The sequence below is a fragment of the Paenibacillus sp. ClWae2A genome (assembly GCF_032452295.1).
Classification (GTDB): domain Bacteria; phylum Bacillota; class Bacilli; order Paenibacillales; family Paenibacillaceae; genus Paenibacillus.
This window is the reverse complement of the sequence record NZ_JAULSQ010000005.1, coordinates 163,076-189,176: the sequence shown is the minus strand read 5'-3', so window position 1 is coordinate 189,176 and position 26,101 is coordinate 163,076. Positions and strand designations below refer to the sequence as shown.

Annotated in this window: 19 protein-coding genes; 11 read left to right on the top strand and 8 right to left on the bottom strand. The window is 48.2% G+C overall.

Translation table 11 applies throughout. The annotated features are described in order from the left end of the window. Positions 1 to 40 precede the first annotated feature (40 nt). The gene (locus QVE09_RS17585) at positions 41 to 772 is read left to right on the top strand and encodes a metallophosphoesterase family protein (RefSeq protein ID WP_315937824.1); all 732 of its coding nucleotides are present in this window, start codon (positions 41 to 43) and stop codon (positions 770 to 772) included. 168 nt (positions 773 to 940) lie between these two features. After that, positions 941 to 1,573, top strand: coding sequence for a GNAT family N-acetyltransferase (locus tag QVE09_RS17580; RefSeq protein ID WP_315937823.1), 633 nt, complete (start codon positions 941 to 943; stop codon positions 1,571 to 1,573). A gap of 463 nt (positions 1,574 to 2,036) precedes the next feature. Here the strand turns inward: QVE09_RS17580 and QVE09_RS17575 are convergent, their stop codons facing one another. Together QVE09_RS17575 and QVE09_RS17570 are read right to left on the bottom strand one after the other, a co-directional pair. Beyond that, positions 2,037 to 2,846, bottom strand: a complete 810-nt coding sequence (locus tag QVE09_RS17575; RefSeq protein WP_315937822.1) for a histidinol-phosphatase — start codon at positions 2,844 to 2,846, stop codon at positions 2,037 to 2,039. A 30-nt stretch (positions 2,847 to 2,876) separates the two neighbouring features. Further along, positions 2,877 to 3,779 carry a LysR family transcriptional regulator gene (locus QVE09_RS17570; protein WP_036605798.1) on the bottom strand — a complete coding sequence of 301 codons (903 nt, stop codon included), beginning with the start codon at positions 3,777 to 3,779 and terminating at the stop codon, positions 2,877 to 2,879. 455 nt (positions 3,780 to 4,234) lie between these two features. Between QVE09_RS17570 and QVE09_RS17565 the strand changes: the two genes are divergently transcribed. The 5 genes from QVE09_RS17565 to QVE09_RS17545 all read left to right on the top strand — a co-directional run bounded on the left by QVE09_RS17565 (position 4,235) and on the right by QVE09_RS17545 (position 9,108). Next, positions 4,235 to 4,693, top strand: a complete 459-nt coding sequence (locus QVE09_RS17565) for a chemotaxis protein CheX (protein WP_036605799.1) — start codon at positions 4,235 to 4,237, stop codon at positions 4,691 to 4,693. Between the two features lie 56 nt (positions 4,694 to 4,749). Beyond that, positions 4,750 to 5,523 carry an SDR family NAD(P)-dependent oxidoreductase gene (locus QVE09_RS17560; RefSeq protein WP_315937821.1) on the top strand — a complete coding sequence of 258 codons (774 nt, stop codon included), beginning with the start codon at positions 4,750 to 4,752 and terminating at the stop codon, positions 5,521 to 5,523. Positions 5,524 to 5,734: 211 nt separating this feature from the next. Continuing rightward, positions 5,735 to 7,108: a DEAD/DEAH box helicase gene (locus tag QVE09_RS17555; protein WP_315937820.1), complete on the top strand. Its 1,374-nt coding sequence runs from the start codon at positions 5,735 to 5,737 to the stop codon at positions 7,106 to 7,108. A 27-nt stretch (positions 7,109 to 7,135) separates the two neighbouring features. Continuing rightward, entirely contained in the window at positions 7,136 to 7,888 is a 753-nt protein-coding gene (locus QVE09_RS17550; RefSeq protein ID WP_315937819.1) for an ABC transporter ATP-binding protein, read from the top strand. 2 nt (positions 7,889 to 7,890) lie between these two features. Continuing rightward, positions 7,891 to 9,108, top strand: a complete 1,218-nt coding sequence (locus QVE09_RS17545) for an ABC transporter permease (RefSeq protein ID WP_315937818.1) — start codon at positions 7,891 to 7,893, stop codon at positions 9,106 to 9,108. A gap of 171 nt (positions 9,109 to 9,279) precedes the next feature. Here the strand turns inward: QVE09_RS17545 and QVE09_RS17540 are convergent, their stop codons facing one another. From QVE09_RS17540 to QVE09_RS17530, 3 genes are all read right to left on the bottom strand, one after another. After that, complete coding sequence (locus QVE09_RS17540) at positions 9,280 to 9,405, bottom strand: YjcZ family sporulation protein (RefSeq protein WP_215075720.1); 126 nt, start codon at positions 9,403 to 9,405, stop codon at positions 9,280 to 9,282. Positions 9,406 to 9,659: 254 nt separating this feature from the next. After that, on the bottom strand, positions 9,660 to 10,958 hold the full coding sequence (locus QVE09_RS17535; RefSeq protein WP_315937817.1) for an aminotransferase class I/II-fold pyridoxal phosphate-dependent enzyme: 1,299 nt from the start codon (positions 10,956 to 10,958) through the stop codon (positions 9,660 to 9,662). A gap of 178 nt (positions 10,959 to 11,136) precedes the next feature. Further along, entirely contained in the window at positions 11,137 to 11,754 is a 618-nt protein-coding gene (locus tag QVE09_RS17530; protein WP_315937816.1) for a pyridoxamine 5'-phosphate oxidase family protein, read from the bottom strand. A 152-nt stretch (positions 11,755 to 11,906) separates the two neighbouring features. On the opposite strand from QVE09_RS17530, the gene pdxR reads away from it, so the two are divergent. Together pdxR and QVE09_RS17520 are read left to right on the top strand one after the other, a co-directional pair. After that, positions 11,907 to 13,367, top strand: a complete 1,461-nt coding sequence (gene pdxR / locus QVE09_RS17525; RefSeq protein WP_315937815.1) for a MocR-like pyridoxine biosynthesis transcription factor PdxR — start codon at positions 11,907 to 11,909, stop codon at positions 13,365 to 13,367. Positions 13,368 to 13,737: 370 nt separating this feature from the next. Next, positions 13,738 to 14,523 (top strand): AraC family transcriptional regulator, encoded by a 786-nt coding sequence (locus QVE09_RS17520; RefSeq protein WP_278298407.1) that lies wholly within the window; start codon positions 13,738 to 13,740, stop codon positions 14,521 to 14,523. A 348-nt stretch (positions 14,524 to 14,871) separates the two neighbouring features. Here the strand turns inward: QVE09_RS17520 and asd are convergent, their stop codons facing one another. Then, positions 14,872 to 15,663: an archaetidylserine decarboxylase gene (gene asd / locus QVE09_RS17515; protein ID WP_169480585.1), complete on the bottom strand. Its 792-nt coding sequence runs from the start codon at positions 15,661 to 15,663 to the stop codon at positions 14,872 to 14,874. Between the two features lie 85 nt (positions 15,664 to 15,748). Then, complete coding sequence (locus tag QVE09_RS17510; RefSeq protein WP_315937814.1) at positions 15,749 to 16,879, bottom strand: YheC/YheD family endospore coat-associated protein; 1,131 nt, start codon at positions 16,877 to 16,879, stop codon at positions 15,749 to 15,751. A 515-nt stretch (positions 16,880 to 17,394) separates the two neighbouring features. On the opposite strand from QVE09_RS17510, the gene QVE09_RS17505 reads away from it, so the two are divergent. Next, on the top strand, positions 17,395 to 22,608 hold the full coding sequence (locus tag QVE09_RS17505) for a WIAG-tail domain (protein WP_315937813.1): 5,214 nt from the start codon (positions 17,395 to 17,397) through the stop codon (positions 22,606 to 22,608). Positions 22,609 to 22,780: 172 nt separating this feature from the next. Here QVE09_RS17505 and QVE09_RS17500 read toward each other — a convergent pair whose 3' ends face one another. Beyond that, on the bottom strand, positions 22,781 to 24,346 hold the full coding sequence (locus QVE09_RS17500) for a M4 family metallopeptidase (protein WP_315937812.1): 1,566 nt from the start codon (positions 24,344 to 24,346) through the stop codon (positions 22,781 to 22,783). A 768-nt stretch (positions 24,347 to 25,114) separates the two neighbouring features. Here QVE09_RS17500 and QVE09_RS17495 point away from each other — a divergent pair. Beyond that, complete coding sequence (locus tag QVE09_RS17495; RefSeq protein WP_315937811.1) at positions 25,115 to 26,071, top strand: glycosyltransferase family 2 protein; 957 nt, start codon at positions 25,115 to 25,117, stop codon at positions 26,069 to 26,071. Positions 26,072 to 26,101 lie beyond the last annotated feature (30 nt).

Here is a 26,101-nt window from a genome sequence, read left to right as displayed (position 1 = left end):
ATAAAACATAAAGGATTCAACATGAATGGAGGTTATCCAGATGGAACGAATTGCGATTGTATCCGACATTCATGGCAACATGACTGCCTGGGAAGCAGTGTTAGGAGATATTCGAAGTCGTGGCGTGGAGCGAATCTTTTGTCTAGGTGACCTCGTGGGCAAGGGGCCAGAACCGGTACAGGTTGTGGATCAGGTAAGAGCGACGTGCGAACTTGTTATCCGTGGCAATTGGGATGAACTGGTTGCGGTTAACCAAGACAATGAGAACTTTACGTGGCAAGCAGAACGTCTGGGTGAGGAACGCTTGGCGTACTTGGCGAGCCTACCCTTCAGTCATCAATTTCAACTGAGCGGTCGCACCATCCGTCTGGTCCATGCTTCACCCCAAAGTGTATACCATCGTGTACAGCCGTGGGACGCGATGGAAAAGAGGTTGGCAATGTTTGATCCTCCGGCTGATGAGCCTGAGCAAGGTGTTGCAGATGTTGTAGGTTATGGGGATGTGCATAACGCATACTTGCAGTATATGAACGGCAAGTTACTGTTTAATGCAGGCAGTGTTGGTAATCCACTCGATCTTCCCCAGGCTTCCTACTGTATTTTGGAGGGAGAAGATAGCGACGACAATAATACCCCATTTAATGTTCAATTTGTTCGGGTACCTTATGATATTGAGCGAGAAGTACAGATTGCACAGTCCGCGAATGTTCCTGCATTGGATTTCTATATCCGTGAGATTCGTACGGGTATCTATCGCGGGTTGCAGGAGTAGTCAGCATCTGGGCTCTTTAGCGTCAGGAATTGAATGATGCAATATATTAATACTAAAATGCGAATACTACAGTTCGTGGATCAGTTCAAATGGTATTACGCCGGATCATCTTCAGAGCATGCTTGTCTTACCGGACTAGAGCCCGTATAGGCAAAAGGAGCGATTGTCATGCTTACCCGAAAAATGCTGGTTCAAGGTTTGCCGGCTTTGTGGACAGAGCGTCTTGTCCTGCGATCATTACGTCAAAGTGATTACAGCACATTATCGGAACTCTTTTCCGATCCTCAAGTCATCCGATATGTGAATAGGGGAAGCCAGCCCACGCCAATCAGGGCGAGACGGTTATTGAACCAGATACGGAGCAGCAGCGCCAAGCTGGATTCGTTACATTATGGGATCTGCTGGAGAGGCAAGGAACAGGTGATTGGGATCACCTCATTCCAGCACTGGAATGATCAGAATGGAACCGCACAGATTGGTTATATCCTGAACAGGTCCTGTTGGGGCAGGGGTGTGGCTACCGAGGCGGTACAGCGGCTGTTGCAGTTTGGATTTGACGATCTTCATTTGTGGAGGGTGGAAGCACGTTGTTATGAGGCCAATGTATCTTCACAACGGGTGTTAAGCAAAATAGGGATGTCCTATGAGCGGAGTCTTCCCTCGTTCGGACTGCATGATGAGGATGACGAGGGATCAGAATCTCTGATGGATGTCAAAGTGTACAGCATGTATCGGGAACAATACGTGCGCCCGCTTCAGGAGAAAGACTTGCAAACACTGGTATCTGACAAGCCGCAATAACATAGAGTAAGAGTAGTCAAACGTGAATGAATCGAACTTCAATCATTTGTTACACAATTGAAATATAGCTGCAATTGAACTCTAACAGACAGGGGGTAAACTTATCTCATGACCCCCTTTTTGATAATAGATAATGCTGTTGGGACCCGCGCGAGCGGGTTCATTTTTTTTGAATTTTTTACACAGTCACTCCGATGACAGAATAACCTTCCGATCGCTGTTATCCCCAGATTTTTCGATTCCCTTTTGAAAAGGGGCAAATCCGGGGATAGCGTATGCTTCCGATGCAGCTTTCTTTCAGAAAGCTTTTAGGCGACCGCTTCGCTTCTTCACGTTATTTCTGTCCTCTCCGTTATCGTGTAAATGTTCAGTTGAACTTATATAATATTTTCAATCTAGAATTAAACCCAAAACCCCCACAGCGTGAACAAGCGCGCTGTGGGGGCTTTGTGTTTGCTCTATTTTACAGTGGTACAACCTGCATCTGTTTCTGTTTGAAGTATACCCAGTCGGTGAATCCAATCTCCAGCAGGCGTGTACGAACGTCATCCAGCTCGTCTGCAACCCGCTGCGGTTTATGAGCGTCCGATCCAAATGTCACCTTTACCCCATAATGATGGGCGCGTTCCAGAATGGCATCCGAGGGGTACCAGCCACCGCTAAGTTTGGTTTTGCCAGATGTGTTAATTTCAATCGCTACGTTGGATTCTGCAATGACCTGCAACGTTTCATCAATGGCCTGATCAGCGATAATTTCGGAGAAAGGGGGATAATTTCCTTTCATCGCATCAATGTGTCCAAGAATCTGGAACATGCCGCTGCGAGCCGATTGCCGGATCAATGAATAATAACTCTCTTTCACTTCAACTTTGCGAGCATTGCTTAGTCCATTCCACCGGGTTTTGTTGAAGATACTCACATCCTCGGTATGATGAACTGAACCAATAATATAGTCAAAAGGATACTGTCCCAGTATGGTACGGTACAATTCTGCATGAGCAGGGAAGTAGTCGGATTCAATGCCGAGCAGCACATCGATTTTACCAGCGTACTCTTCTTTCAAAGCAAGGACTTCTTCCACATAATGCTGCAATTCAGACTTGCCCATTGCGATCCGGGGGAATGCCTGCTCAAGCTCACTGCCAAAGTATGGCGTATGATCCGAGATACCGATGGCCTGGAGTCCTGCCTTAATACCTGCCTCTATATAATCGCGGATGTTGCCGTCTGCGTGACCACAACGAAAATGATGTGTATGAAGATCAAATTTCATATGGAATCCTTCCTTTCTCATGGCTCATTGTCATTCTGAACTGATGAATTGGGTTTCCGGCATGCCTTTGAGATCACTTATGAATTGCTGCATCGCTGAGTTAAGGTACCGACTGGACTTATAGATGACACCAACAGGATGACTGACCTCCAGCTCACTTAAGGGTATCATTCGCAATGTACCTTGACGCAACTCATGCGCAACAGATTGTTTGGAGATGACAGCTGCTCCGAGATCAATCTCGACCATCCGTTTCACTTCTTCGCTGCTCGACAACTCCATTACAATATTAGGTTCAATATTATGTTTCTTGAAGATGGTTTCTGTAAACCTTCGTCCTACTGTATCAGGGGACAGCAGAATCAATGGTGTACTCCGGAGCACATCCACTGCAGCATGTTTTTTCTTTGCCAGCGGATGGGAAGGAGATACGACGAGTTCAAATGTGTCATAGTACAGTACAGATGTATTCAGGTTGGGATTACGTTCCGTGAGATAACCGATACCAATATCAACCAGACCATTTTCGACCTGGGTATAGATCTGTGATGAAGGAAGGGATTGGATACTGGTTTTGATCAGCGGGAATTGATCTTGGAAATAGGATAACACCCTTGGCAAGATCTGAATAGCAATGGAAGTTGTTGTGCCTAACACGATACGTCCCTGAGGCGTTTCATCGAGATCGGACAATTTCTGTTTCAACTCATCAACGATGTCGAGCATCCGTTCAGCGTGCTCCAGAAATACCTGTCCACGGTCTGTCAGGGTAACGGGTTGGTTCCGATCCACAAGAACGGTGCTGAATTCGTCCTCCAGACTTTTGATCTGGGCCGAGACGGCAGGCTGGGTCAGGTTCAGAAGTTCTCCCGCTTTGCGGAAGCTCATCGTTTTGGAAATGGTAATTAGTGTCTCCAGTTGGCTTATGTTCATAGGTGACCTCCTTGCAGGAAAAGTATCTTCGTATGTAGATGTGGTGCGATGAAATCCCGTAACTGGTTATTGTTCCGTTATCTTAAATTATAGGTGATTCAGGACAGCAGAGCAATGAAGGTAATTGTCAGGAGCAAAAGTAGTTCAAGAGACTGTGAAAAAAACGCGAATACAAGAATTTGATTTTTTTAACAGTTGTGAGAAAGTAGTAATAAAGTCCTGAATACCTTTTGCCACGCACGATGATCGAAATGCTTTCTTCAAAAGAAGCGAAAAGCTCTGTTTATTCGCTAGAATCAGCTATAAACATTTGCCCCACGGATGACGATAAATTATAGTACACATGATTTAACGAATTCTTAATGAATTCTTGTACGTGATAAAGTATAATAAATTTAATGAATATGGGACTTTTGGTGTGTGACCAATAACCCAGTGTGAGGGGGACATAGACAGTGAAAGCGGAAGTGATTAATCCTTTCCTGGAATCGGCACGGAACGTATTCGAACAGCTCATCCAGGTTTCGCCTTCCACCGGGAGTCTTGGCGTGAAAAATGTAGAGTACATTGCAGACCATGTCTGGATCGTGATCGGAATGACCGGACAACTTAGCGGAAACATTGTATTTGGAATCAATGAACAAGTTGCATTGAAAATTGTATCTGCGATGATGGGCGGCTTTGTCATTACAGAAATGGATGAAATGAGCAAAAGTGCGATTTCGGAACTGGGTAATATGATCAGCGGTAATGCCAGCACCATCCTGTCGAACCAGGGTGTTGTGGTCGATATTACACCTCCACAAGTGATGAAGTCCGAACATCTGACTACATTTAGTGCAACGAAAGCACTGAGCATTCCTTTGCTGATGGATGGCATTGGTGAGATGGATATTCAGGTCATGATCTCGTAGAATAGAACCATACGCCTCAAAAGGCAATATGTGTTCAATACGGGAGGACATCACGGATGCTGAAAGATCAGGTAGTGTTTATCACAGGTGCATCGAGTGGTATCGGTGCGCTGTGTGCGCAGATGCTGATAGAAGAAGGAGCCATCCCGATTCTGGCTGCCCGTTCACGGGACAAGCTGGAAGAGATTGGTGCCTCGCTGAAAGGGCCGCATGAATTACTCACGCTTGATGTTACGGATAGTGAGCAAGTTCAGGCAGCTGTGAATGCGATATTGCATAAATACGGACGAATCGACATTTTGCTGAACAACGCAGGATACGGGAAATTCGCAGCGATGACAGAGATGTCTGTACAGGAATTCGATGAGATGATGGACGTTAATTACATGGGCATTGTCCGCTGCACCAAAGCAGTGCTTCCACAAATGCTGGAGCGTGGCAAAGGTCAGATTGTGAACGTGGCCTCCATGGCTGGCAAAATCGGTACAGCCAAATCCGCGTCCTATACAGCTACGAAACATGCTGTACTCGGATTTAGTAATGCGCTTCGTCAAGAGCTTCGCAAGACTGGGGTCATGGTGACAACGATTAATCCAGGTCCGATTGATACACCATTTTTCCATCGGGCTGACCCATCTGGCAATTATGTGAATAATGTACGTTGGATGATGTTGAAACCGGAAGACGTTGCGGGTCATATGGTTCGGGCGATGAAAAAGCGCAAGGAAGAAGTGAATCTGCCAAGACTTGCATCTGCTGGCATATGGCTGTACCAGCTATTTCCTCGTCTTGCAGATCGATTGTCGCACGGTGTAATGAATCAGAAGTAAATGTGATACGAGGCATCATATACGGGATGAAAGAAAGGCTCCGCCGAGGGGCTTTTCTTTTTTTTGGCGTGTATACATACAATTCTGGAATAAGATTTGGTACACGGGCTTTTTTCGCATATAATGAAAGGTAATGTGATGACAGGCTTCGGTTTTAGTAAGTACAAGCAGGGCTAGCATCAAAATGAATAAATTTAAAGGATGGACATACATGACGAATCAAACATTTGCTTCAATTGGCGTGGAACAGGATTTGGAGGCCGTTTTGGCGAAACATGGCATTAACGAACCTTCACCTGTACAGGCTCAGACGATCCCGGTTATTTTGGAAGGCCGGGATGTCGTATCCAAATCCCAGACGGGAACAGGAAAAACGCTGGCATATCTGCTGCCACTGTTACAATCCATCAAAATGGATATCAAAGGTACGCAGAAACTCATTATTGCACCTACGCAAGAGCTGGCGATGCAGATTGTACGTGAGGCACAGCGCTACGGGGAAGAGCGCAAGATCGGCGTATTAGGTCTGATTGGTGGCGCAGCCGCTAAACGTCAGATCGAGAAGCTGCGTGAGCATCCACAATTGGTTGTGGGTACACCGGGACGACTGAAAGAATTGATTACACTCAAAAAACTGAAAATGCACAACGTCTCTACAATTGTTATCGATGAAGCGGACCAAGTGTTCCAACTTGGCGGCGTAAGTGACGTGAACTTTGTACTCAAGAGCGCATTGCGGGACCGTCAGTTGATCTTCCTGTCAGCAACCATTGATGAGAATACGGCTGGACTCGCGAAGCGTGAGATGAAAGAGCCTGTTCAGATCGGAATTGAACCGGATCGAGCTACGGCTGCTGGCCTGGAGCATTATTATTTTGTAGAAGAAAACCGTAACAAAATTGACATGCTGCGTCGTCTGGTTAGACAGTACAATCCGGATCGCGCAATCGTATTTGTGAATGCAACCGAAGATATTGGTGAAGTGGAAGCAAAGATGAATCATCTGGGCTTGTCCGCTGCTGCGCTGTATGGGGATGCTGACAAAGTAACCCGCAGTAACGTATTGTCTGCCTTCCGTAATGGAAAACTCCAATTGCTGATCGCCAGCGAAGTCGCTGCCAGAGGACTGGATATCGAAGGCTTGCCAATGGTCATTAACTATGACCCTGCATTTGACTCGGAGCACTATGTTCACCGTGCAGGCCGTACAGGCCGAATGGGACGTTCGGGTATCGTTTTGTCCATTGTGGATGAAACACAGATTTTCATTATGCGTAAATTCGCTCGTGAACTCGGAATCGAACTGTCAGAACGTGTGCTCTTTGGCGGTAAAGTACTGGAGGCTGATCCGCGTCCGGACACGCGGCCTGAGGGACATTCCTTCTCCAGAAAACCAGGGCAATCCAGAGATCGCAAACCAGGTCAGGGCAATCGTAATGGGGGAACCAGAGCTACAATCTCCAATTCGCGTCCAGCAGGTAGCAAACCAACGGGCAATACAGGCCGCACGGAGCGCGACCAGGATCGTAAAAACAAGGGAGCACCCAAGTGGAGTAAAGACAAAACGCCACGCTCCGAAGAATAGAATCTGACGAAAGGGGTGCAGGGATAGATGGAAAACGTTCAATCACCTGTTCTGCAAATCAGCGGGCTAAGCGGAGGTTATAGCGCCAAACGACCGGTCCTTCACGGCATCGATCTGGAAGTTGGACGTGGAGAGATGGTCGGACTAATCGGCTTAAACGGTGCTGGCAAAAGTACAACCATGAAACATATCCTCGGCTTGATGACACCACAACAGGGCGAAGTGCGAGTGATGGGCAAGAAGCGGGACGAGGATGCGCAGATCTACCAATCGGCTATGGCATTTGTACCGGAATCACCTGAACTGTATGATGAGATGACGGTAATGGAGCACCTGGAGTTTACGGCAAGAGCGTACAATGTGTCGGAGGCTGATTTCAAACAACGTACGGAGAAACTGCTGGAACTGTTCCGTATGAATGAGAAAAGTACAAGTCTGTCGACTCACCTGTCCAAGGGGATGCGGCAAAAGGTCATGATTATGTGTGCTTTTGTGGCCGGACCACCACTGTACATCATTGATGAGCCTTTCCTGGGGCTGGACCCGCTGGGTATCCGCTCCTTGCTTGATTTTATGCTTGAGATGAAAGCTTCGGGATCATCCATCTTGCTCAGTTCACACATTCTGTCCACGATTGAAAATTACTGTGACCGTTTTATCGTACTGCACCGTGGGCAAGTCATTGCTCAAGGAACGCTGAATGAATTACGCGCTCAATTCGGGGAATCGGATGCCACGCTGGAGCACATGTTCTATTCTCTCGTACAAGGCAGGGATTGAGCATGGATCTCAAGCTGCTATGGAAGCAAAGACGCACAGGATTCTGGAACGGAATTCTTCCTTATCTGGGTTATGTAATCCAGAGCGGTGTAGCTATGGTCTTTTTATTTCTTGTCATTGCGTTCTCCGCCTGGTATACATCGTTTGTTCAGAATATTCCCGCAGAATTCCCGATTCGCTGGATTGCATTGGTACTGCTGGCACCACTGGTGCTGTTTAGCAGTTATCGTACATATCTGCTTCCGGCAGATATTGTGTTCCTGCGACCACAGGAATACCGGATGCAGGAATATTTGAAGAACAGCTTTGCCCGGGGCATCATCTATAAAAGTCTGGGCTTGCTGCTTGTGTTTGTTACACTGTGGCCCCTCTATGTCAGAGCAGATCTGGATGCACGGCCATTTGGCTGGTTCATCGTGTTCCTGCTACTGTGGAAAGGGTTGTCCAGTTATGGAGCATGGCAAGAGGTAAGAATGGTTCAGGTCGGGGCAGCAAGAGGATACCGTCTTTTGCGATGGGCACTGGCTGTGCTGGCGGTTGGCGCCTGGTTATGGCAACCACCACAGCGGAGCGTATGGTTCCTGTTGTTGCTGGCTGTTGTCTACATCGTCGCTTTGCGTATACCAGTGAAACATCGGGTAGCGTGGGAACGACTGATTCAGGTGGAGCAGGGGCAGGCTGGCAGAGTCATGCGGACGCTCGGCTGGTTCGTGGATGTACCTTCATCCGGACAGAAAGTAAGTTCTCGTCGCTGGCTTAGCAAATGGGGGAACGCTCTTCCTTGGAATGCGGGGAAAGCTTACCGTTACTTGATAACCAAAACGTTTATTCGAACCGAAGTGTTCTCAATCGTGTTACGCCTAATTGTACTGGGCATGTTACTATCCTGGTGGACAGCAGGCAGCTACTTTGGTGTCGGGGTATATCTGTTCTTCCTGTTGCTTGCAGGTGTACAGCTTGGTGCGCTGCGTCGCAGTCATGGTGAATCGTTCTGGATCATGATCTATCCGATCTCGGGCGAAAGTCGTCGTTCTCAGGTGTTGGGATTCATATTCCATCTTCACGCATTGGCTGCATTGCTCATGTGGCTGCCTATGCTGGTTGCCGGAGCGAGTGGACTGACTGTCACCGGAGTAGCACTTATTTTGGGGATACTGGTGATTGTGATCATGCGCCGTTCGCAAGGCAACAAGTGGTTGAAGGAAGAAGAAGACGAGTAAACGATCAATCGTACGTAATCTACCTCTCGCAGCCCAGATGGTGGTTCGAGTAGGACAGTGATGATTATTATTCAACCAACAAAGACGGGTATTCCGGGCTGTGTCCCGGAATACCCGTCTTCATGTTGTACTCAGATCACTTGGCTCCTGCGCATGTGTGTGTATTTAGTACTAACAGAGGAATGATTTAGTGATAATGACGAGCAAGATGAACAGAACGAGAATGGCACCTGTGTTAGTAAATCCTCCGTAACCGCCGCATCCATAACCGCTTCTTGTATCTTCAACTCCAGACATGGTCATTCCCCTTTCAAGTGGTTGTTTGGCACGCCCTTGCGTACATCGTATATTATGTGCCGTGGGGTTAGGCTGATTGGGCCGATGCCCGGTAAAGTTAGAAATTGAAGCTTTTGGGCAGCTGTCCCGGGTGTGGTAAGTGATATCTGGCGAGTTGTAAAACACAAAAAAGAACCCTCTGTATATTCGGAGACATCTAAGGTCGCCGGTATACAAAGGGTTCTTATATCATTCAGGGTTCAGGTCTGTGTTAACTAAGTCGTCCGCAGATCCTGAACTCCACGATAGATGGTTTCATACAGATCTTCCAATCCGGATTCTTCAATACAGGAGAAGGCGATTCGCAGATCCGATTCACCCAGCGCGATTGTACCGACACCATATTTGTGCAGCAAATGGCTTCGAAGTTCTTCAGCGCCAACTTCTTTCAGCTTCAGGCACATGAAGTAACCGGAGTTGAACGGATAATAGTCCCATGCATCTCCATACTTGCCGCTATCGAGAATGGCTTTTACCTTATTGGCACGGCCTTTCATAATCTCGAACTTCTCCTGTTTCTGTGCTTCAAACTCCGTTGCCTTGAGCGCATCCAGTACAAAAGTCTGGGAAGGATGCGGGCCACTGGAGATCGTTGCCCGGATAATACCGAGTGTTTTTTGTTCCAATGCATGCAGAATGGCTGCATCTTCATGGGCATACGTAATGAATCCAACGCGGAAGCCCCATACGAACTCTTCCTTGGTTGCACCATCCACTTTTACGGTCAACACACGTGGATGAATGTTGGCAAGTTTGCCAAACAGGGATTCATGAATGGAATCTTCGAAGAACAGCCCGAAGTACGCATCATCTGTTACAGCAACCACGTTAACGCCAGCTTCAGCTGCCTGACGAATCGTGTTCACAATGGCATCTGCTTCTTCGGCTCCAGGCGTATAACCTGTAGGGTTATTCGGGAAGTTGAGCAGAACGATCGCTTTACCTTTGTCCTTTTGATCAAGCAAAGCCTGAAGCAGACCTTCACTGTTGAAGTTCAACTGATCATCGAACAGGGGATAATGAACCAACTGGCCATGACGACGGATTCCGAAGGTCAGCTCGTAATTTTCCCAGTTTTTATCCGGATATATGACAGCGTCCCCTTCATCGGCGAACAGGTCGGCTACGATACTTAGTCCATGGGTTAATGCATTGGTTACAATCGGATTGCCGAACGTTTTGTCTTCCAGGGAAGGCGTTTCCTTCAGCATCTTGTCTCTCCAGACGGTCCGCAATTCAGGTTTGCCTGCAGGTGGAGCGTAAGGATACAGATCCTTTGGCTGGAATGCAGACAGCTTCTCCTGAATAACCTGAAGATGCATCGGCACACCACCCTCTAGGGCGATACCAATCGTGGCATTATGGGTCTTGGCCAAGCTTGCTGCTTCAGCTGATTGACTCAAAATCCCCTCTTTAGGAAAATAAATTTCTTTGCCAAGCTGTGACAGCATGGAGTAGACGTGACTGCTGCCTGTCTGAATACTTTCGTTCAACTGTTCAGCCAGTGGATTCATTCTTTTCATCCTTCCAAGTCTTTGTGATTCAACTGCCTAACATTATATCACCTTGACATGCCCCCGTCACGGAAATTACGCAATATGACAGTTATATCGCTTTACCGCGTTGTTGCAGAAGGTTTTAGGGTGGCTTATCGTTGAATTCAACCTTGGAGTAATCCTCAAGAAATGAAATTTATTGCTGATGAAATGGACAGTATTTCCGCATCATTTCAGCAGTTTCAGTATCTCTTCCTTCATTGCGCTGTTCTAACTGACCACTGATATGATCAAATCGTTCACTGGAGAGGTTTTGTCCGAATTTAAATTTGGCACTGATCCGTTCAGGAATAATTCGGACTACGGCTACAGCTTTGAGGTTTCCTGTGTAACGCGAGTCAGAAGCATCAATGGGAACATACCCGCCTTGCGGCTGGAGTTTTTCCATAAATCGTTGCAGTACCTTACCTTTGATGTCCAGATCTTTAACCGGTTCAGCCTCACCGAAGGCCATGACACTTTTGAAGAAAGAAGTCGCCGGACAAGCAAGCTCAGGATCACTGAAATAGGATGGAATCAGGGAGAACTCTTCAGCTACCGTGAAACTGACCGACGAATCCTGTTTGATCTGTTTCATCTTCTCACCAGCCAGACTGCCGTGAAAATAAAAGCAACCGTCCATATATACGAAATTCAGCGGTGTAACCCGTGGTTGTCCGTCCGGACTGACCGTTCCCAGAAACCCGAAGGAGCACTGATCCAGAAATGCGGTAATTTCCTGTTCTTCATCTACTGTGAATTCTTTCCGTCTCATGTGTATTCCCCCATCATTGAATGTATAATAGAACGCCATATCTTATGGATAACCATAGTTCATACATTGACATTGAAATAGATCCAATTTACATTCACTTTAGTAGGCCAATTCGTCGGGAATCACAGATGAAGACAAATGAAGAGAGGTGCATGATGGAATTGTGGCTGCCGATGGATACCTATGAACTTCAGCATCGATACAAGTATGAGGCATTGTACCATGCGTTACGTGATGCCATTCATGCAGGCACATTGGTGGGAGGCACGCGGCTTCCTTCCACCCGTGAGTTGTCAAGGCAATATGAGATGTCACGTGGTTCGGTAGCTCAGGTATACGACATGCTGCTTGCGGATGGTTATATCCATGCACATCGGGGAAGAGGTACATTTGTCACCGAAACATTATCCACTCAGGAAAATGAAAAACAGGAAGCCGTTCTCAAGCTGTCTGCCTGGGGCGAACGAGTACAGAGGTTGAATACGCAACATGAAGTCCTGCGGACTCAGATGTTTTCACCAAAGCCGTCCGTCATTAATTTTCAAATGCAGCGCATGCCTGCAGAACATTTCCCGCTAGGGGAGTGGAAGAGTGCACTCGCTGCGGTTCATCGCAGTGGTTGGCGAGAATCGAGCGGTGTAGCCGGTGATCCGGAGCTGCGTGAGGCCATCGCCTCCCATCTCAGATGGACACGTGGTATCCAGGCTGAACCCTCTCAGATTGTATTGTTCAGTGGTTCAATGCAAGGCATCACCTTGCTATCTCAACTGCTGATTACGGAGAATACAGCAGTTGTATTAGAGAATCCGGGTTATCCAGGCATCGCCCATGCCGTCAAGTCCTGTGGTGGGCATATCATCCCGGCAGAGGTGGATGCCGCAGGCATTATTCCTCAGCCTTGGGAGGCACAGACGTTATTTGTCACCCCTACCCGGCAGTTTCCAACAGGGGCCGTGCTGGGATTGGACAGAAGACGTGCCTTGCTTGCGTGGGCCTCGAAGCGGAATGCAGTCATTATTGAAGATGATTATGACAGTGAATTCCGATGGGGTGGAAGACCAATTGAACCCCTCAAAGTGCTTGATCGTGAACAACGTGTCGTCTACGTCGGTTCATTCTCACAAACCATGGTTGCTTCGTTCCGACTTGGCTATGCCGTACTGCCACCTGGTCTGGTAGAACCTCTCCTTGCCGCCAAGGCGCTGTATGAACCGGTACCTCCGGCGCTATTAGAGCAGCGCGCACTGGCAAAATTTATGACCAGAGGAGGTTACCTGAGGCACTTACGGCGGTTAACCCGGTTATATGGGGAACGGCATGATTTTTTTGTCCGAGAGATGGAACTACAGTTGCCGGAAGCATTCAAGATGCAGCTTGGTGATGCAGGGCTGCATATCTACGCTATCTGGAATGGCGATGCGGACAGTTATCAGCGGTTTAAAAACCTCGCTCAGGAGGATGGCATACTGTTTCGTGATGCAGAGCGATATCGGCTGACTTCAGGTCATCCGGCGGCCTGTTTTGCTTTTGCACATCTGGAGAAAGAAGAGATAACAGAGGGAATCCGGCGAATGCGGCTAGCCTGGGAGGAGTGCACATTTTCGTTTCGGTGAATTCCGCTGTATAATGGGATAAGACATTTCGCTCCTGTAGGAGCAGAGATCATATATGAGCAAGTTGTATTTAATCATGCTATACAAGTTGAACTAATTATGTACACGAAAACGTAGAGGGCAGAAATAACCTGAAGAAGCGGAGCGTTCGCCTTTATCTTCAGATTTTCACCTTTGTAAAAGTGAATCAAAAAAATCTGAGGATAACAGCGATCGGAAGGTTGTTCTGTCATCGAAGTGGCAAGTGTAAATGTTCTTTAGTTCAATTTCTATAGATACTGAAATACATATGGCCTTGATTGAAGAAGTGAGATTCAGATCAGAAGGATGCCATATGCAGAGAGATTAACTATCAAGGGGGAGTGGCGACATGCTGCAGGCATCGCCGTCATCATTTGTTATTTTGCCCGCTGTCGCCAAAATTGTCTGTGAACCGGGCTGGAAGTGGCAGAAACGGGAAAAACCGATGCAAAACTATGATTTATTTTATGTATGGAGTGGTGAAGGAACGCTTGTGCTGAATGACCAGTCGTATGAAGTTGGCAAGGGTAGTTGTTTTTTGTTCAGGCCAGGAGATCATCCTACTGCAACACATAATAAGCAAAAACCGTTGGTACTTACGTATATTCATTTTGATGTGGACGTGCCTGTTACTGACGTTCCCCAGTCCTATCGCGAGGTACAGGAAACGGTGGAGTTTGAGCACTTGCTGGCACGTTATGTAAGACTGTTCTTATCGGATGTGTACGGACGTGATGAAGAGAGCCGATTGATTCTGAAGCAATTGATGATTCATTTGCTGCGCGCCGATACGGAAGAACCTGTGGAGAAAAAGGTAAGCAACCAGTTGTCCGATGTCATCCAGGAGGTCGCCAATTATGTGCGTCAGCATCCGGGGATTACGCATCGGGTGGAAGATCTGGCTGCGCGGGCTGGCTTATCGCCCCGATACTTCTCGATTAAGTTCAAGGAACTGGTGGGATCATCGGTGCAATCGTATATTATCCGCATGCGTATTGAACGGGCGGAACATCTGCTGGTGCATACCGGCATGAATGTGACCGAAGTGGCGGATGCTCTGGGTTACCGGGATATTTTCTTCTTCAGTCGTCAGTTCAAGCAGTATACCGGCAAAAGCCCGTCCGAGATTCGTTAAAATTCTGATGGGAAGAACATGGCAACGTTTCAAGTCTGGAACGCAAGGGTAATTATCTAGCATTCCAGATGACCAAAAGGGGGAACTTGTGATGAACGGAAAACGTCGGGTCCGCAACCGGGGATGCTCTACGAAGGGATGCAATATTTTCCGGAACCGTCTGCGTCGCTTCAAACCGGCAGAGGACTTGCAAGATGTGTGGTTTTGAGGAGAACTCAGCAGACCAATAACGACGGAGCGAAGCTTCGTATTGCATGTATACATGGATGAATATGAAGGCATAAAGAGGATGGCGCAAATACCTGGTTACAGGTGCTGCGCCATCCTCTTTATTTGCGTATGGACTCATTAGTTCTTCGGTTTCAAACGACCAAGCAATGCGCCCATTTTGACCGAATCGCCTGGCTGTAAGCCTGGTTCCGGTTCGAATGTACCACTCTGCGTCAGCAGAACAACGGTGGAACCGAATTCAAAATAGGCCAGATCATCGCCTTGTGCCCAGGTACTTGTGTCCGTATCAGCATATTGTATGCTACTCACGTTCATCGCACCTACTTTGACAACCGCCACTTCACCGTAATCATGTGCGATATACGTAATGAGCCGTTCGTTTCGACTAAGCACGGATCTCATATGGGTCAGGCCAAAGTCATTCACGGGATAAACTTTGCCCTTGATGTGTTCGCTCTCTATTTTGCGGCCGCTGACAGGTGCATGAATGCGGTGATAGTCGCGAGGGCTGAGATAGAGGACGAACCCGTACCCGTGCTTGTACTTCTCCAGATGGGGAGAATGGTTTAATAATTCAGCAAGTGTATAATTTTGTCCCTTAACATTCAGGAGTGTCCCTGCAGATATTGGACCGGCTGCCGTAATCTTGGCATCTACCGGGCTGATCAGTGCATGCTCTGAAAGTTCCAACGGGCGCATGCCCGGCTTTAATTTGCGGGTAAAGAAATCGTTCAGTGAACGGTATTCCTTCCAGTCTTTCTCGGCCTCCTGAACAGGGATGTCGTAGGTCCGGACAAAATAAGGGATAAATGCCTTACTTCCCCGGCTTTTGGAGAAGGCTCCCACGGTCCGGGAGATCCATTTGCGCGAAGAAAGCTCGGTCATTAATCGCAACAGCGTTTTTGCCATGAATATCCCCCTTAGGGTTAATGCGAACTTCAAGGCCGGCAAGACCGGCCGTTCTGCATAATATTGACACAGAATGCACACGAAATCAATATGATCTCCTATCGTATGTCTGCGGTTGTCTCGGAATTCTCGAATTCTGTTCCAGCAGCAGACGCCCATAAGCCATTGGTTGGCTGTACGTTGCCTTCCAGTGTTCCGACATTCCCGCCTTGCGAAAACCGTAACGCTGGTCCCGTCCATTGCATTCAATAAAATAGATCTGGCCGCTGCGCGTTATCCCGAGATCAAGGCCCAGATCAGCCAAGTGTGGCAGACTGGCCGCCAGGTTCTGGGCAATACGGAGTGCAACGAATCCGATTCTGTATTCCAGCCGAGCCAGGTCGAAGCCAGATTCTTCTAATCCAAGGGCTTCCGCGAGCTTCATGACTTTACCGCCCTGGGCGATATTGGTGACAAACGTATGGGCAGGGGCCGCTTTGGCAAACATGCCTGTTATTCCCCAAAGACCATCGCTGCCACGTTGTACAGATACCCGCAAATCTACCGGCCTGCCCTCATAACGTACCAGTGGGATACGCTCTTCAATGAGGTAGGCATGGCGAAAGATCCGCCTTAGGGTGGAGGAAGGAAGCTGTCCTTTGCTCAAACGGAAGGTAGCCCACCCTTTGCGTGCAGCCTTCGTCTCACAGGTTAGTTTCCACTGTCCATCTTGCTCAAAGACTCGCATAATCCCATGACCGATGCTACCACTGCATGGTTTGATGACGAGGTCATCATATTGTTCCATCATATAGGCCAGAGACTCTGGCGTAGCTTTAACTGCACGGGGCAGGTGTTCTCGCAAGGCGAGGTCCTGATGAAGCATGTCATGAATGTGATCTTTACGGTACCGGTTGCGAACGTTGAATACCTGGATGCCCTGCAACATCAGCTTGGTGATCTGATGCTGTTCCGCCCGGCGAAGCTGGAGTGCTCGGTTATGAATGACGGAGGGCAGTGGCATGCGCTCGCGAACATATCTGCCTTCTTTTTTTACATAGGCAAGACATGTTTTTTGATCCGAATCAATATCTTCCAGCCTCAAAAAGCAGGGGGTTAATCCATAACTGGCCGCTGCCTGTTCATAATTCGCGAGTGATTCCTGACCGGTCCTTCCGGCCGGTATCCCCCGGTACATGCGTGAATCGAACATAATGCCGATCGTTTCTTGGAGCATGACCGTTCCTCCTTCGATGTTATCGCGACCATGGATCGTCCATTCATGGAATGCCGGCCTGTCACCGCATGGCTCAGACATCGCGATAACGCAGACCGGTGTGTAAGATGCATCGCCAAGCACTAGTGCTTGCTCAGGGCGTGTCTAAAACTCCGAAGGAAGCAGGTTTTGCCGAATTTCCGTTCCAAGCAAGGAAGTTTTCCGCAGGCGTGCCGGGGCACGTCAAGGGAAAGTGACGTAGCAGAGGGCGAAAAGACGGTGAAAGATGCACTTCAGCGAGTTTTCAGACACGACCTAGATATAATATCCTATGACATGACTGGGACGGGGGCGTGGACAGCCGCCTTTCATTTGCAGCCCTGACACGCCTATTTCCACGAAGATCATTGAACCTTCCTGTCTTGACGCCTGTACATTCGTGCTCTGGAATCCGCAAAAGTCATAAATGAAGTGGCAGATGCCCATATGGAAGCATATGATGCCGGAGACGAACGTTAGAGGAAGGAGCAAGCTGCATGAGTAAAAATGGCAAAAAGAAGGTTCCGACGCCGAAACTGCGGCATGTGAGCCCGAAATACAAGGAATTGGAACTGACTGATCGCCGGGCAGACAAGATGAACTCAGGTTTCACTGTGAATAGGGAAGAACGTTTGAATACCAATAAAAGGGATGCAAGGGCTGTTCAGGAGTCGGAAGAATTCCTATTCGACTCAATGGAGCTACCTGCTTCAACGAACGAGCTGGAAGAGCTAGAGATCGAAGCCAAAATCAAGCCGGAACCCGTAGAGTCTGATACCAAGGAAATCGAGACAGAAGATAGCTCGGATAAGCAGATTCAGGTTAGCAGCGTGGCTCCGCTTGTTCTGGAAGAAGAGGTGGGTATCATCAAGCAAGAAACAACAAGCAAGGACCGGCTGCAGATCCTGAACCAGAACCAGATGCCGGGTCATACCGGACATTACATCTACACGGACGACTTGAGTGAATTTGCTGTTACGGAGAGCAAGTTGGCTCCTTTCTCTGTAGATGCCTCCAAGCTGAAACCGGATGCGGTCGGCAGTGAAGCATTGCAGGATTATGCGGTGACCAGCATTCACATTGCAGACGGGGCCATTGTTTCAGCGAAACTTGCGGAAGCGTCTGTATCTGAGGAGCACCTGATTGACGGCTCTGTGTCTGGTCACAAAATACGAAATGCTTCTATTGCAGGTGAGAAAATCAGAGATGGCAGTATTACTTCTCAGAAACTTGGCAACCAGGCCATCGATTCGGCCAAAATTGCCGACGGTTCCATCAGCACAAGACATCTCAGCCGCATGCTGGTAACGGAAGAATTAATCAAGAATCATGCCGTAACTGGAGACAAGATCGCGATTAGCGGCGTGGATACAAGGCATCTCACGGGAGGAGCTGTGAATACCTCCAAACTGGCTGACGATGCAGTGACTACAACCAAAATTCGTGAAGCTGCTGTCACAGGCAGCAAAATCGAAGAACACTCCATCGAGTCTCACCATATTCAGGCAGGTGCTGTTAAACAGACACATCTGGCAGAAGGGTCTGTCGGTCGTTCACAACTATTAAATGGCAGTATTGGAAGTGACCAGATAGAGGATGGATCCATACAAACAAGACATTTAGCTGAGGGTTCATTAAGTGGAAGACATCTACTGGACGGTTCAATCGGTTCAAGCCAGATCCGCGCTCATTCCGTTGGCAAGGAGCAGATTGGCAATGGAGAAGTGGGCAGTGAGCATTTGACAGAAGGTGCAGTAACCAGCAGCAAACTGGCAGACCAGTCTGTTGGAACAGCAAAATTGCTGGAGCAGTCCATTACGGCATCCAAGATCTCTGATCAGAGCGTCATTTCTTCCAAAATTGCGGATGAAGCCATACAGGGTAAACATCTTGCCAAAGGGTCCATTCGTGCGGAACACATTGCGAATCGGGGAATTACGCCGGTACATGTGGACAATTCCGCAATTCACTCCATTCACATTGCAAGTGGAAGCATCGAGGCAGCCCATCTATCTGCCGGAAGTGTGTCCGGAGACGCTCTTGCAGACGACGTGGTGTGTGAACGGCATCTTGCAGAGTCGGCCGTGGGTACGTATGAATTGCAGGATGCTGCCGTTACAGACGTTAAACTCGCGGATGGAAGTGTGACAACTGAAAAGCTTGGAACGGCATCGGTGAGTAGCAGAGCGCTTGCCCCGGGAAGTGTTATATCCTCGCATCTTGCGAGTGGTGGAGTCACAGGGACACATCTGGCTCCAGGCAGCGTGGGTTCCGAGGCACTGAGACCTTATGCAGTGAAATCGGAACACCTGACAGAACATGCCGTAGGTGTACCTCATCTTCAGCCAGGCAGTGTTGAAACGGATGCGATTGCACGGGCCGCGGTCACAACAGACAAATTGGCTACTGATAGTGTAACTTCAGCCCAGTTGGCTGGCGGGTCCATTTTTCCGCCTCATCTAACAGATCATGCAGTTACCTCCCCCAAGCTTTCACCAGAGAGTGTTGCAACAGATAAACTGGCGGATTTTGCTGTCACATCAGCTAAACTGGCAGACGGCAGTGTGACTTCTTCCAAGATTATGGCAGAGAGCATTAACGCCAAACATATTCCATCAGGAACCATTCGCGGATATCACCTGAAGCAGCATGCCGTTTCCCTGGAACATTTGTCGGAAGAAATACGCTCGCCGGAATTATTCGCTGATGGCAGTATTACCGGCAAAAAAATTCGGCATGGGTCCATAAGTGCGGACCATTTGACAGCAGACTCGGTATCCGGGACAGAACTACAACAGGCTGCTGTAGGTAGCGAGCACTTGCAGCCATCCGTTATACAATCCGTCCATCTGGCTGAAGGCAGCGTGAAATCTGACCATTTGGGAACTCAAGTAGTGAGCTCACAGCATCTGAAGGCAGACATCATTCATGAGGAGCATATTGCTGAACAGGTGGTCACATCGCATCACTTGGCACCTGGATCTGTTGAGACAGACCATCTGGCACCTTTATCCATTACAGCGGCTCACCTTCAGCCAGGTTTGATTAGTGGTTTGCATCTTCAGGCAGAGTCGACAAGTGCTGTTCACCTGCAGCAAGGAGCTGTGCATTCCCGTCATATTCAAGATGGTGAAATTCTTCCTCATCATATCCATGAACGCAGCATCGGAACGTCTCATCTGGAAGAAGAAGCGGTAAGTACAATTATTTTGCAGGATGAATCTGTAACACGCTCCAAACTAGCGACTGGTAGTGTGGATGGCAGCAAATTAGCCGCAGGAACCGTATCGGCTGCTCACATTGCCGATGAAAGTGTGCAAACCCGTCATATCCAAGAAGGAGCAATCCTTGCTGATCATATTCAAGAATGCAGTATTGGCTCAGTTCATCTGGATGAGGAGTCTGTAAGTGAGGTTCATTTGCAAAATGGATCTGTAACGAGTGCCAAACTGGCGGATGGCAGTATAAATGGTAGCAAATTGCTTGAAGGAACCGTATCGGGGATTCATATTGCATCCGAAAGCGTGCAATCCGGGCATATTCAGGCAGACGCCATTCATGCTGATCATATTCAGGAGCGGAGCATCGGCACAACCCATCTGGAGGAGGAAGCAGTAAGTGCGATTCACCTGCAAAATGGGTCTGTCATCAGTACCAAACTGGCCGACGGCAGTGTAACCGGAAGCAAGTTGATCGAAGATGCGGTGTCGGGAATCCATATCGCGTCTGAAAGTGTGCAATCCCGCCATATCCAGGAAGGAGCAATCTTTGCTGACCATATTCAGGAGCACAGCATTGGCATGTTACACTTGGAACAGGAAGCAGTAAGTGCCATTCATCTGCAAAATGGATCTGTAACAAGTACCAAGTTGGCCGACGGCAGTGTAACCGGCAGCAAGTTGCTTGAAGGAGCCGTATCGGATATCCACATTGCAGACGATAGTGTGCAATCCCGTCATATTCAAGAGGGAACAATCCTTGCTGATCATATTCAAGAGCGGAGCATAGGCACAGCACATTTGGAAGAAGAATCGGTAAGTGCTGTTCATTTGCAAAATGGATCTGTAACGAGTGCAAAACTGGCGGATAGCAGTATAACCGGCAGCAAGTTACTCGAAGGTACGGTATCCGGGATTCATATCGCATCGGAAAGTGTGCAATCCGAGCATATTCAGGCAGGAGCCATTCAAGCTGATCATATTCAGGAGCGGAGCATCGGCACAACCCATCTGGAAGAGGAAGCAGTAAGTGCGGTTCATCTGCAAAATGGGTCCGTAACGAGTGCCAAATTGGCTGACGGTAGCATTAGCGGCAGCAAATTGCTCGAAGATGCTGTATTGGGGAGCCATATCGCATCGGAAAGTGTGCAAACTCGCCATATCCAGGCAGGATCGATCCTTGCTGATCATATTCAGGAGCATAGCATTGGTACGTCCCATCTGGAGGAGGAAGCAATAAGTGCGGTTCATCTGCAAAATGAATCCGTAACGGGTGCTAAACTGGCTGATGGAAGTGTGAGCAGTAGTAAACTGCTTGAAGATGCGGTGTCGGATGTCCATATTGCCAATGGAAGTGTGCAATCCCGTCATATCCAAGAGAGAGCCATACATGCTGACCATATTCAGGAGCGTAGCATTGGGATCTCCCACCTCAAAGCGGAATCGGTAAGTGCGATTCACCTGCACAATGGTTCCATAACAAGTGCCAAAATGGCGGACGGCAGTGTAAACGGTAATAAATTGCTTGAAGGTGCGGTATCGGCTATCCACATGGCAGACAAAAGTGTGCAATCTCGGCATATTCAAGATGGAACGATTCATGCTGATCATATTCAAGAACGCAGTATTCGCACAACCCATCTGGAAGAGGAAGCAGTAAGCGGGGTTCATCTGCAAAATGGGTCCGTCACAAGTGCCAAATTGGCCGATGGCAGCGTGAATGGCAGCAAACTGAGTGAGCAGAGTATTACCTCTAATCATTTGAATGCGGGGATTGTAGGTCCGGCGCATTTGAGCGAAGAGATATGGAATGCGATTCGTCAGTTCAGTGGAGAAACGCTGGAACAACTGGCAGCTATTAAAAGACAAGAGGGATTGTTTCAAACAGAAAATGAGGTTGTACAGCAATCACAGCAGGTAATCGTCGAGGCATTACCGAGTGCTGGTCTGGAGGAACAACAAGAGCTGATATCCCAAACAGATCAGCTTGGCGAACCATCGGCAGCTTTGTTCACAACTGATCAAGCAGAGCAGGCAGATCAGGAGGATCAGGCTCAGCAACCACAGCTTGAACGGTCACAGGAGATCGCTGGAACTACGGAGTTTATGTTAAGTGAACAATCGATTACACAGGAGCATCTGTGTGATGATGCCGTGGGCAGCAACCAGTTGCAATCGGGTGCAGTTCAGGCCAAACATCTGGCCTTCCAGCCCGTTCGCAGCGTAAGCAAACAACCGGTTGTGCAACAATTCGGGATGGAAGCTTTTGTACTGCCAGAGAGTGAAGTAAGCACAGAGGTAACCGTTGTTTTTGAAGAATCATTTGCTTCAGAACATTATGTGATTGTGGGCATGAGCAATGATCGGGGATTCCAGATTTCCCTGCTCTCGCAGAGTGAGGACGAAGCGGTACTTGAGGTGTCGCGTACGGCAGATTGCAAGCATACGTACGGGTTGTTATCATGGATTGCTGCGGGACCTTCGCAAGCATAGTGCAGGTAGTATCAGTAATATACAAATGACAAAAGCGGTGTCCAGAGTTGTCCGGGACACCGCTTTTGGTTCATATAAGCTTAATCCGTTCGGACGGTGAGGGGTGTCTGAACGTTTCCTTACCATTAGGATGAGTACATTATAAGTTCAACGACATTAATTAAAGTAAGATTTACAGGCCTACAGCTTGATACGCTTTGGTAATAGCAGTAGCTTCAGCGGAAGTTGCTCCGTACAGATCTTTGGCAGCTTGAATGGTAGCTGTTTTGGCAGCGGCGAATTTGGACGTTGGTGTCAGGTAGTTCACCAGTGTGCTGTAGAAAATCTGGATTGCTTTATCCCGGCCGATTCCGGTAACAGTCACACCATTATGTGTTCCGCCTTGAGCAGCAAGGTAATACGCTTTGTTGATGATGCCGCTGTTGGTATGGACACCGCCGTTGTCCTGTGTGCCTGTGTAGCGATCGCTGTATTTGTCAGGTTGGCCATACAATGTAGGATTGGAGAGGGAGCGCAGTGCATCTCCTGGAATGTTAGGTGTGTAGATATCATCACCGAGCAGCCAGTTTTTGCTTTGGATCGTATTACCGAAAATATCGGCAAAGGCTTCGTTAAGTGCACCTGGTTCATTGCGATATTCCAGATTGGCTGTGTACTCAATGACACCATGCGTCAATTCATGACCCACAACATCGAGGTCACCAGACAGGGATCGGAACGTCGTTCCGTCTCCGTCACCAAAGACAATCTGTGCCCCGTTCCAGAAGGCGTTATTGTAATTGGAGCCGTAGTGCACGGTTGATCTGATCAACAATCCGTTACCATTAATACCGTTACGGTTGAATTTGTTTTTGTAGAAATCATACGTAGCAGCCGCATGAGCGTGAGCATCTACACCTGCACGATCGGTCCAGACATTATCCGAATCCGTGAGCAAGGTACCAGGCAGTGAGGAGCCATTGTTCGCCGTGTACGTTTGGATGCCATTGCCGCGAGTGGTGTCTTTCAGTTGGAAGGTGCTGCCGGATTGGGTGGTTGTCAGGGTTTTGGTATCTCCAAGCACACCTGTACCTGTTCCAGTGGCAAAGTTAATGAGGTCAAACTGGGATACGATACTGCCATCCACTGCGTTAATGAAATATTTGGTCCGTAGAGGGGCAGGTTCAAGTACGTTTACTTCCGTAATGTACACCAGATACGTCTGACCATCTTCTTCATGATGATAGATGTTCAATTCAGCTTGAGGTGTGATTTCCGCGGCACCAAGCTCTCCAATCCGGGAGGTTGCTTCTTCGGTTGCAATACGGATCGCGTCTTCTCCGCTGATCTCGGCTACACCATCATTCGGAATGGTCTGCTCTTCAATCGGTGGAAGATCGCCAAGCGCGGAACTCACGGCTCCGGTTTTGTCCAAGTGCACCGTCTGTTCTGCACCATAAACCGGGATACCTTTAATATACTGTTTCAGGCGGAAGTGTCTTACGCCAGATGTATCTGTGTTTCTTTTGACAATTTTGAGCTGGGATTTCACATCGGAATTCAGGAATTGTTCCTGCTGTCCAAGGTAATTAAAGATGGTGTCATCTGTTCCACTGTTCAATGGGATACCCTCCTCAGAGGCATAAGGGGCCTGAAGTGGAATGGATTGATCAGACACTGGAGCTGCAGTAGCAGAGGATACGGAAGCGAGCAAAAGAGCTCCTCCAAGAATTGTTGGCATAACTTTGGCAAATTTCATAGTAAACTCTCCCATTCTTAAAATTATTTTTTGGTTGGAAATGTTCATGCCAGTCTCGGTTGGAATTCCGTCTGCAACTTGGGCAGCGCGGAGCGTGGGGCTGAACCTGAAGCGTGGAATGAGACAAGAAACGATTGGAACAAAATCGGCTTGGCCTTAGCTCGGGAAGTGTTAAGCACGACACCAAACGAAAGGATAACCGTTTATTCAGTTCAGCCCGAAGGTTTAATCGTCTATTGTGTTCCTCTTTCAGAAAGCCGGGGGTTGTCCAATTGCGCAGGTAGAAGATACGTTCACGGAAAACTGGGGTGTTCAATCCGGGTTTGCGTAAATGACAAAGGCAGTGTGTTCTGAACGGCATCACTCCTCTCAAGAGTAGAATGAATCTGTTTAACAGGTTCTGTGAATGAGGTCATAATCTAATCAACCTAAGGTCAATAAATTGATCCACAAAGGTAAATGGGAACTTACGTTCACCACAAGGTTATTTTTGTAAATAAAACTGCTTGGAACGTATATTATCACAGTGTAAAACTTTGGAAAAGATGCAATTTTAGCTTTTTGTTAAAATTGTGTCTGAAGTAGGGGAGAGGTAGCGTTTTTCACATATTTTGACGTATTTTGTCTAAAAGCAAGGCTTGTACCCTCGTGTTCACAGGGAGAACCTGCTTCGTGCAAGGACATACGCCGTTTCCACTGCTCCACGAATACATAGAATAACGTGTACTCCCTTGGCATGCCGATGATTGAATGCGGGAGGTGAAACTGTTGCGCAAAACTCGTACCACAGCACGTTATGCAACCCGATCCAATGTGACACGAAGAAAAACAGTGCTGAAGAAACGAAGATGGAAGTCTGGACACAAAAAGGGTACAAAGGCCTATACGTTCGTTATTCCGTCCAGACAACTGATGTCACAGGCTAAGGATGGAGTAGAGAATGGAGCGGAAAATGGCATGAGTGATGCTCCTTCACACAGGGATGTTTCTCAGGGACCGGTGCTCTCGGTCATTATCCCTGCTATGAATGAGGAGAAAACGATTGGTGCAGTTGTACGTGAAGCGCTGCGGATATGCCGTGATGCTGAAGTGCTTGTCATTGTAAATGGTTCAACAGACGGTACGGCTAACGCAGCCAAACGGGCTGGAGCACGAGTGCTCACGTATGCAGAAGCGCTGGGGCATGATGGAGGACGAAAAGTAGGCGCAGAGGCGGCCTGTGGTCAGGTATTGCTTTTTACTGATGCAGATATCGCCATTCCCGCAGAGCACCTTGCGCCTTACGTGAAGGCTGTGCTGAAGGGAACGGATGTGGCGCTTAACGACTACCATGGGCCGGTCACTAATAATCCTGTTCATCCGGTAGTGGAGGCCAAACACATGTTAAACAGCATACTTGCAAGATCCGATCTCCGGGGGGCATCCATGACAGCTATTCCACATGCAATAAGCCGAAAAGGACTTGAGGTCATGGGGATATCCTCCCTGGAAGTTCCGCCACTCGCACAAGCCAAGGCAGTGATCGGCGGACTTCGGGTACGCGCTGTTCATCACGTACCTGTAGGTAGAATGAATACAGTACGAATCAAGAAGCGAAGCGGGCCTGATCCGCTAAGTCAAGTGGTGCTGAATGATCATATGGCAGCGATAAAGTGGATTACGGATACACTCGGTCCCCGCGGAGGTTATACCGATCTGAAACGTGTTCGCAACCTGGCGAGGTAAGCATGTCGCATCTGATGATGCAGCATGCTG